This is a genomic window from Providencia alcalifaciens DSM 30120, assembly GCF_000173415.1.
GTDB classification, from domain to species: domain Bacteria; phylum Pseudomonadota; class Gammaproteobacteria; order Enterobacterales; family Enterobacteriaceae; genus Providencia; species Providencia alcalifaciens.
The window spans coordinates 42823-52737 of record NZ_ABXW01000049.1; the positions used below are offsets into that span (position 1 = coordinate 42823).

At 42.8% G+C, this 9915-nt stretch carries 7 protein-coding genes; 4 read left to right on the forward strand and 3 right to left on the reverse strand.

The features are described from left to right. Positions 1–120: 120 nt before the first annotated feature. Positions 121–669 (forward strand): primosomal replication protein PriC, encoded by a 549-nt coding sequence (gene priC / locus PROVALCAL_RS10845; protein ID WP_006659294.1) that lies wholly within the window; start codon positions 121–123, stop codon positions 667–669. 10 nt (positions 670–679) lie between these two features. Continuing rightward, on the forward strand, positions 680–850 hold the full coding sequence (rsmS, locus tag PROVALCAL_RS19305) for a pleiotropic regulatory protein RsmS (protein ID WP_006661072.1): 171 nt from the start codon (positions 680–682) through the stop codon (positions 848–850). A 6-nt stretch (positions 851–856) separates the two neighbouring features. Here the strand turns inward: rsmS and mscK are convergent, their stop codons facing one another. The 3 genes from mscK to acrR form a co-directional block, all read right to left on the reverse strand. Beyond that, positions 857–4240, reverse strand: coding sequence for a mechanosensitive channel MscK (gene mscK, locus PROVALCAL_RS10855; protein ID WP_006659296.1), 3384 nt, complete (start codon positions 4238–4240; stop codon positions 857–859). A gap of 98 nt (positions 4241–4338) precedes the next feature. Next, positions 4339–4692: a DsrE/DsrF/TusD sulfur relay family protein gene (locus PROVALCAL_RS10860; RefSeq protein ID WP_006659297.1), complete on the reverse strand. Its 354-nt coding sequence runs from the start codon at positions 4690–4692 to the stop codon at positions 4339–4341. Positions 4693–4704: 12 nt separating this feature from the next. Further along, positions 4705–5355 (reverse strand): multidrug efflux transporter transcriptional repressor AcrR, encoded by a 651-nt coding sequence (acrR, locus tag PROVALCAL_RS10865; protein ID WP_006659298.1) that lies wholly within the window; start codon positions 5353–5355, stop codon positions 4705–4707. Positions 5356–5489: 134 nt separating this feature from the next. On the opposite strand from acrR, the gene PROVALCAL_RS10870 reads away from it, so the two are divergent. Both PROVALCAL_RS10870 and PROVALCAL_RS10875 read left to right on the forward strand, forming a co-directional pair. Further along, positions 5490–6680 carry an efflux RND transporter periplasmic adaptor subunit gene (locus PROVALCAL_RS10870; RefSeq protein WP_006659299.1) on the forward strand — a complete coding sequence of 397 codons (1191 nt, stop codon included), beginning with the start codon at positions 5490–5492 and terminating at the stop codon, positions 6678–6680. Positions 6681–6695: 15 nt separating this feature from the next. Further along, complete coding sequence (locus PROVALCAL_RS10875) at positions 6696–9854, forward strand: efflux RND transporter permease subunit (RefSeq protein ID WP_006659300.1); 3159 nt, start codon at positions 6696–6698, stop codon at positions 9852–9854. Positions 9855–9915 lie beyond the last annotated feature (61 nt).

Consider the following 9915-nt stretch of genomic DNA (forward strand, 5'->3'; position numbering starts at 1 on the left):
CGAAAGGGTAGAATCTATGCAAACTACCATAAAAATGCAATAAGAAGCCGTCTTTTTGCGCTAAGTTTTGTTGTTGGATATCAATATTCCGCCACTTTTCACATTTATTGAGAATAAAAAATGAAAACACAGGCTCTTTTGGACGCATTAAAAAAGCAGATTGACGAATTAGCGGTACGTGTTGCTCCCATCAAAGACCATGAATTTTCTCACTCCCGATTTGATATGCAGCTGTTTAGCCATAAATCCACCAAACTGGGGGATTGCCAAAAAGAGCTCAACACGCTTTATCAGCAACTGTGCAATAGTGTTACACTCAATCATACCCAACAAGTGACCTTTCTGACCGAAAAAATCGTCCATCAGATGCAAGCGATTTCTCGCGAGCTTTCAACACAAGGATTACGTGAAAAAGAAGATTCCTTTCGGACGAAAAAGGAACAAGTTGATTTATATGAACGTTTATCACAACATCAAGATTATGAACGCCGTTTACAGGCGATGGTGAGTGAAAAAGAACTCGACTTAAGTGGGTTAACTGATTCGCACTTACAGCATCAGTGCCAACAAGAGCTTGCAGCATTAGCAGGGCGATTATATCGATGCAGACAAGCCTTGATGCGTATTGAAAAAGCCATCGAGCACCAAGAAAATCAATTTTTTGACTAAGGAAATGCGTATGGAGCCCCTAGAGAATGCACCACCAGAAATACAGCTTGCGGTGGATTTAATCTACTTATTAGAGTCCTCTGAGATAAGCCCCGATATCGCTTTGAAAGCATTAGACATAGTGAAACGCGATTACCTTAGCAAACAGGCCGCCGAAGCAGCCTGTCAGAACAGTAATTAACACAGGTTATTTTTCATCATCCGGTTTATCTTTGATGATTTTTGTCACTTCCTGCACTTCATCACCCTGATTATTATGCAAATGCACTTCCAATTGATTGAAGGCAATATTGATATCATTTTCACGACACAACCGGTCAATTTCACGATTGACTTCATCACTGGTCATAGTGCGTTCACCAATTTGGCGAACATAAAAACGCAGCTCGTGATCTAACGTACTCGCCCCAAAACTTAAGAAGTATGCTGCCGGTGCAGGATCTGTCATTACTTTACTGTTCGATGTTGCCGCTTGCAGTAAAACACGCTTCACTTTTTCCAGATCCGAACCATACGCAACCCCTAAAGAAATCGTGATGCGCGTGACCGTATCGGAGAGTGACCAGTTGATCAATCGCTCAGTCACAAATGCCTTGTTTGGGATGATCACCTCTTTGCGATCAAAATCTACAATGGTCGTCGCACGAATACGGATCTTACTGATAGTCCCCGAGTATGTACCAATCGTGACGGTATCCCCAATCCGAATCGGTCTTTCAAACAGCAAAATTATCCCCGAAACAAAGTTCGCGAAAATTTCCTGTAAACCAAAACCGAGACCAACCGTTAAGGCCGCGGCTAACCATTGCAACTGATTCCACGTCACACCAATCATGCCAAGGGAGGCAATCGCCCCAATGCTGACAATCACATAGGTCAACATCGTCGTAATGGCGTAAGTGGAGCCTTGACGAAGTTTTAGGCGCGATAACACTAAAACTTCCAGTAACCCCGGAAGGTTACGCGTCATTATCCACGCGACCACGACAATCACCACGGCTAAAATCAGGTTAGCCAAGGTCACGTATTTCATGATGCTTGCCCCTTCCGCTGATGTCGCGCTATAGCTCCATAACTGAACGCTATCAAGGAAAGAGAAAATCGTAATAAAGTCGGACCAAATTGCGTAGAACGCAAAGGCGAAGATAATAAACAGCACCATGGTCGTTAAGCGCAATGACTGCTGGCTAATCAGCTCAATCGTCATTGGGGGTTCTTTGATTGGCTCATTTTCAGCTTCTTCTTGCTGTTTTGACTGAGCTCGGCGTTCCAATGCTCGCTTATAAGCCAGCTTTCTCGCCCCCAAACTTAAACCACGCAAACAGACATTATAAGTGATATACCAAAGCACCAGTAAATATAAGCTATCTAACCAACGGCTGGCTAAACGTAGCGTAGTATAGTAATAACCTGCGAACATCAAACCAATTAAAATCAGCGGCGAAAATGTCAGTAAGGTAATTAAAATCGAACGGGTTAAGTGGCTGCCGGTTTCCTTCCAAACCTGTTTACAGAATGGAATCGTGAAAATACATAATAGTAATAAACAGATAGAGACTACTAACTGTCCAATCACATCTTCGGATACCTTCAGAGGGTTAATCATTCCGTAAGTAGAAAAGAAAATCAGTGGTAACAGCGGTACCGATAAACGCACCATTCTACGACGCATACGCTGGATATTGTCATGGTCAATATTGAAATGTTTTTCTGCGATACCTTGCGGCTTTAACACCCTAAATGTGAGTTCAAACAATGCCCAGAAAATGGCTAACTGCAAGCAATAGGACCAGATAAATTCCCCTTGCAGATTACCCGTCTTTAAGAACCAATAGCCAATTGCGATCACCACAAGAGAAATTGGGATGGTTTGCAATAAGGTTAGCAACAACGCCAACGGCGTATTTAATACGCTGTCGTTTCTGAGGCTGGATAAACGCAGATCAATTTCATGTAAGCGTTGGGTAATCTTGCGGTTAAACCAGATGAAAATCAGCGCTGCCAATAATAGAGGCACAGTAACCCACAGTGCGCTAATAAATCCTTTCTTCAAGCTTGAAAATGAAAAATCAAAATCCAGATGAGTCAGTTGGTTCGTTGCGGCTTCAGGGAAGGCTTTTAACCACTCGATATCCATCGGTTTATTGCTGTTCACCCAGAAAATTTGCTGCGCTAAAGTATGTTCGAGTGAACTGACCACACTCAATAATTGGTTTTGATCTAATTGTAAGTTAATAGCTTGGGAAATTTGTCCGCCTAACTGTAGATTCAATTCATCCAGTAATTCACGGCGAACATCCAAAATTTTAACCAATGCCGCTTTATCTTCAGGCGTAAACAGCACAGCATTTTCTTGCTCACCCACTTTGGCCGCTTGCTGATGCTCCAAATTATTAATGTAATCAGTAGGCTGGTACAGCGCATCACGCTGCTGGTTAATATCAAATTGTTCCAGACGCAGATCTGCAATGGTCACTGGTAGATTTTTGGTGAGAATATCTGCTGGTAAATCAATTTGTTGCTGAAAAAGAATCCGTGATAGTAATAAACTACCGCGTAATACGTTAATTTGCTCTTTTAGGTTACGTTCCGATTGTGTCGCACGCTCCAGCCACGTTTTCACTCGGATACCGTTTTGCACCATTCTATTGCCATCTTGCGTCACTTCAATCAAGCGGTTACTTAACTTGTTGTTAATTTCAATCTCTTTTTGAAGAATAGGATTTTGTTGTACCGCGTCATCGGTCGACGTGTTTTGCGCTTCGCGCACCGTTGATTGAGAGTCATTGAGGCGTGCTTTGCTAATCGCATCTTGAATAATTTGGATACGAGCGTCCAATTGTTCAATATACGCTGCAGTGTAATCACGTTGTTTTTGTAAAACGTCCTGTAGTTGAGTATTCGCTTGTAAAACGCGCTTTTGAAACTCATTTTGTTGCTGAAGAAGGTATTGCTCAAGTTGCAACATGTTAGCTTGTGTGGTGCGCAATTTGCTGGAGTCAGTCAATGTGCTGTTAAGCTCATTGCGAATCTCTTGCAGTCGGCGGGCATTATCCAGCATGCTCGCTTGAGCTCGTTCAGGTTGGGTTTGTAGACCAATCAGTTGACTATTATAAGTAGCAAGATCATTTTGCTCAGCTTGCAGATTATCCAAATACGTCGCCAACATCGTTTCTAATTGTTCGAGGCTGCTATTTTCAATTTGATGTTGAAAATTAATATCTGGATTTTCATTCTGAACTTTTATTTGTAATAAACCCTGAACCGCTTTTCTCGATTCTTCGCTTGAGTGATTTATTTTTTTTTGCAGCTCATCCGAACGCTGATCTAATTTTTCCAATTCATCATAGTAAGTTAATGATTTTTCCAGATCAGCAATGATAAGTTTATCTTCCTGCCCTGCACTGCTTTTTTTATTTAATGAATTAAGCTCTGTTTTTATCTCATTTTTACTGGGAAGATTATTAATTGTTGCCGCGGAAATTTGGAAAGAAAAAAAGGTGATGGCAAATACCAAAAATATTCTAACGGAATATAACCACGCTTTTTTATATTGCATCAGTGAGCCCATGATATTTCGTTGTGATCCTACTTTTATACTACATGCCCATTTTTAGCTGCAATTCCTGACGAACCGCAGCTCAGTTTTTAAATTAAACTGTTTTAACATTAAAATGTGAGAACTTTTTCAGCGGCTAGTGTCCATGCAGCTAAATCCACCAGCGTTCCAATTTCAACGCCATCAATCAGTGGTAACTCACTGATACCACGCGCATCGGTGCAGGTTTTGCATAATTTTACTGGAACGTTTTGCGCGGTTAGGATCTCTAACATTTGCTGGAGGTTATATCCTTCTTTCGGCTTTTGTGCCGTAATTCCCGCCGTCACTGCATCAGACATTAAGAAGATTTTTAAGTCAGTTTGTGGATGTTGTTCTTTTAATGTTATGGCTAGGCGCAAAGAGTTGAACAACATTTCACTTCCGTATGGTGCGCCATTCGCAATGATCAAAATAGATGACATGGTTTTCTCCGATTATTCGCTTGGCGTTGGTTTGATTCGTAGAGAGACGCTATTTTTAAGCGTTTCTAATAGAGTATCAACTAACGTCGTCGTATGTGCGTCTATCATAAAACTCTCTGGCTGTAATAACCAGTTTTCGAGTAAGCCTGACATTAATGATCGGATCATTACCGCACTGCATTCTAAATCTAAGTTGTCAGGAAGTTGTCCAGCCTCAATACAGTCACGTAAATTTCTCACTATTCTATGTTGGCTGGCCATATAATTTTCACGTTTAAAATCAACAACAGAAGCCATTTCACCAACTAATTCACATTTTAAGAAAAAGATTTCCATCAATGCACGGTTTTTGGGGATACTAATAAAATCAGTAAGAATATAAATTAGCAATTCTCTTAGTATTAAAAGTGGATCATTGGTATATTTCGAACGATAATAATCTTCAGCCTGAGTGATTTGATTATCGCTAAATTCGCAGGCTTGATGAAAGAGATCCACCTTATTCTTAAAGTGCCAGTATATAGCACCTCGGGTCACGCCCGCGGCTTTGGCTATATCGGCTAATGACGTAGCTGTCACTCCTCGTTCAGAAAATGTTTTGATAGCTGCATCGAGTATTTCCTGGCGGGTTTCTTCAGCCTGTTGTTTAGTTTTTCGTGCCATTGTCACCCATTTTTGTAGAAAGCTGATTTACATACATTAGTGTATGTTTGTACTATAGCATAGTGATAAATCATATAATTTGCTTTTTTTCTTAATTTTGTTTTGAACTCATATCGATTAATTGAGGTTAACTTATGCGAAAAAACAGAGGAGTGTTACCTCTGGCTCTGTTGGTCCTTTCAGGCGGCTTAGCGTTATCTGGTTGTAACGAAGAACAGAAAGGTGGCGGTGAACGCCCGGCGCCTGATGTAGGAATTGTTACGCTGAAAGCTGAACCTCTGACCATTAAGACCGAACTTCCAGGCCGTACATCTGCATATCGAGTTGCAGAAGTTCGTCCACAAGTTAGTGGCATCATCTTAAAACGTAACTACAAAGAAGGTAGCGATGTTGAAGCTGGCGTGTCGTTGTATCAAATCGATCCTGCGCCTTTCCAAGCAACCTATAATAGTGCTAAAGCAGAATTAGCCAAAGCGCAAGCAAATGCTAATCTCGCCGCATTAACTGTTAAACGTTATAAGCCACTGCTTGGTACCAACTACATTAGTCAACAAGAATACGACCAAGCGAATTCAACTTATGCACAATCTCTAGCTGCGGTAAAAGCAGCGGAAGCAGCCGTTGAAACCGCACGTATTAATTTGAATTACACGAAAGTGACATCGCCAATTAGTGGACGTACGGGTAAATCCAATGTCACGGAAGGTGCATTAGTTTCTGCGGGTCAAACAACTGAACTAATGCGCGTTCAACAATTAGATCCAATCTACGTGGATGTGACGCAATCGAGTGAAGATTTCTTACGCTTAAAAAATGAAATCGAACAAGGGGCACTGCAAAAAGAGCCCGGCAAAGCGCCAGTTAGCTTAGTGATTAATGGCGGGCAAGAATACGCACAGAAAGGGCAACTAGAGTTCTCTGATGTCACTGTTGATGAAACCACTGGTTCTATCACTATGCGTGCCGTGTTCCCTAACCCGAATAAAGAACTGATGCCAGGTATGTTTGTTCGCGCCATTCTAGAAGATGGTGTGAAAGAAAATGCGATTTTAGTTCCTCAACAGGGTGTTGCTCGTACTCCACAAGGTGACGCGCAGGTCATGGTTGTTGGCGCAGAAAACAAAGTTGAAGTGCGTAAAGTGAAAGCTGCACAAGCGATTGGCAACAACTGGTTAGTCACTGATGGCGTGAAAGATGGCGACCGTGTCATTGTAATTGGTTTGCAGAAAATCAAACCGGGAATGGTTGTTGTGCCAAAGCAAGCAAACTTAGAAACTCAATCCATTGTAGACACTCAGGCTAAACCTGAAACCGCGTCTAAATAAGGGAGCTATTGATTAATGCCTAAGTTTTTTATAGATAGACCAATTTTTGCATGGGTAATCGCGATTATTACCATGCTTGCAGGTCTGCTGGCAATTATCAAGTTACCTGTCGCTCAGTATCCGACGATTGCACCGCCGGCTGTTTCCATTTCAGCTAACTACCCTGGTGCAGATGCATCAACGGTACAAAATACGGTGACCCAAGTTATCGAACAGAACATGAACGGTATCGATAATTTGGTGTATATGTCGTCAACCAGTGATTCATCAGGTTCAGCAAGCATCACGCTGACTTTTGAAGCAGGTACTGATGGCGATATCGCTCAAGTACAGGTACAGAATAAGCTGCAATTGGCAATGCCACTTTTACCTCAAGAAGTACAGCAACAAGGTATTAGTGTCGATAAGTCCACCAGCTCATTCTTAATGGTTGCAGGCTTTATTTCGAAAAACGGTTCAATGGGTCAATATGACATTGCCGACTACGTAGGTTCAAATATTAAGGACCCACTGAGTCGTGTTAATGGTGTTGGTGAAACCCAGCTGTTTGGTACCCAATATGCAATGCGTATTTGGTTAAAACCAGAGCAACTCGTTAAGTACAACATGGCAACTTCGGATGTCATTAATGCAATTCGTGTACAAAACAACCAAGTTGCCGCCGGTCAGCTAGGGGGAACACCTCCTGTTGCCGGTCAGCGTTTGAACGTATCTATTATTGCTCAAACCCGCTTAAGTAACGTAGAAGAGTTTTCGAACATTTTATTACGTGTGAACCAAGACGGTTCCCAAGTTCGTTTGAAAGATGTCGCTACCGTTCAACTCGGTGCGGAAAACTACAGTACAGTTGCGCGCTTTAACGGTATGCCAGCGGCGGGTATCGGTATTAAACTCGCAACGGGCGCGAACGCATTAGATACAGCAAATAACGTCCGTGCAGCGTTAGCTGATATGGAACCCTTCTTCCCTGAAGGACTTGAAGTTGTTTATCCGTACGATACAACGCCATTCGTTAAAATCTCAATTAACGAAGTAGTTAAAACGCTGGTCGAAGCAATTATGTTGGTTGTTGTCGTTATGTATCTGTTCTTGCAGAACATCCGTGCAACATTGATCCCAACAATTGCAGTACCCGTAGTGCTATTAGGAACCTTTGCTATCTTGTCAGCCTTTGGCTACTCGATAAACACCTTAACCATGTTTGCGATGGTACTTGCCATCGGTCTTCTTGTGGATGACGCCATCGTTGTTGTTGAAAACGTTGAGCGTGTGATGCAAGAAGAAGGTCTGCCACCAAAAGAGGCGACCAAAAAATCCATGGGACAAATTCAAGGTGCACTGGTTGGTATCGCGATGGTGCTGTCCGCAGTATTTATCCCAATGGCCTTCTTTGGTGGGTCAACAGGGGCAATTTACCGTCAGTTCTCAATCACTATCGTGTCATCGATGCTGTTATCTGTATTAGTGGCGATGATTCTGACCCCTGCACTGTGTGCAACGATGTTGAAGCCAATTGAAAAAGGCAGCCATGGTTCCACTAAAGGGTTCTTTGGATGGTTTAACCGCGTATTTGAAAAGCAAGCTCACCATTATACAGACAGCGTAAGCCGTATGTTGAATGGCACGGGTCGTTACCTTGTCATCTACGTGATTCTGGTTGTGGGCATGGCATTCATGTTTGTTCGTCTGCCATCCTCATTCTTACCAGCCGAAGACCAAGGGGTATTTTTATCCATGGTGCAATTGCCACCAGGATCAACCCAAGAGCAAACCGAAGTCATCTTAGATGAAGTCAGTGAATACTTCAGAGTAGATGAAGGTAAAAACGTTGAGTCTGTCTTTACCGTTGGTGGCTTTAGCTTTGCGGGTGCAGGGCAGAACATGGGTCTGGCGTTCGTCGTTCTTAAGAACTGGGATGAACGTAAAGGGAAAGAAAACCATGTTGATGCGATTGTTGCTCGAGCAAATGCGGCCTTATCGAAAAAACAAGGTGCCTTCATTTATGCCTTTAACTTACCTGCAATTGTTGAGTTAGGGACATCAAACGGCTTTGACTTTGAGTTGGTCGATAAAGGTGGTTTAGGTCATGAAAAACTGATGGCAGCACGTAATCAGTTACTCGGACTTGCTGCACAGCACCCTGAAATTTTGCAAGGTGTTCGACCAAATGGTCAAGATGATACCTCACAGTATCGAATCTATATTGACCAACAAAAAGCACAGGCACAAGGCGTTGCAATCAGTGATATCAACGCAACCCTCAGCTCCGTGTTTGGTGGTTCATACGTTAACGACTTTATCGACCGCGGTCGTGTGAAGAAAGTTTACGTACAAGGTGACGCGGAAAGCCGTATGTTACCATCTGATATCAGCAACCTGTATGTTCGTAATAACCAAGGGAAAATGGTACCGTTCTCTGCATTCTTAGACGAATCCAAAGACCCATGGAAATTCGGTTCACCGCGTTTAGAGCGTTATAACGGTGTCCCTGCGATGAACATTCAAGGTCAAGCAACAGAAGGTCAAAGTACCGGTGCTGCAATGTTGATGATGGAAAAACTGACCACTGAGAACCTCCCTGCGGGAATTGGTTATGAGTGGACGGGAATGTCATACCAAGAGCGTCTGTCTGGTAACCAGGCACCTGCCCTGTATGCGATTTCCTTGATTGTGGTTTTCCTGTGTCTAGCTGCACTGTATGAAAGCTGGTCTGTACCATTCTCAGTCATGTTAGTGGTACCACTTGGGGTTATCGGTGCGTTACTCTTCACTTCAGTACGAGGTTTAGATAACGACGTTTACTTCAAGGTAGGGCTGTTAACCACCATTGGGTTATCGGCGAAGAACGCAATCTTGATTGTTGAATTCGCCAAAGACTTGATGGAGAAAGAAGGTAAAGGATTGATTGAAGCGACATTGGATGCAGTAAAAATGCGTCTAAGACCAATCCTGATGACATCCTTAGCATTTATGTTGGGTGTTATCCCTCTGGTATTTAGTAATGGTGCAGGTTCTGCGGCACAGAACTCCGTCGGTACGGGTGTACTGGGGGGCATGTTCGCAGCAACATCACTGGCTATCTTCTTCGTTCCGGTATTCTTTGTGGTGATCCGTCGCCGCTTTGCAAAGACACCAGAACACACTGATAACAACCAGCCACCAGCAGCTCATTAATTACGAATGAGTTAAAAAAAGACCCCCGATAGTTATCCAACTATTGGGGGTTTCTTCATTT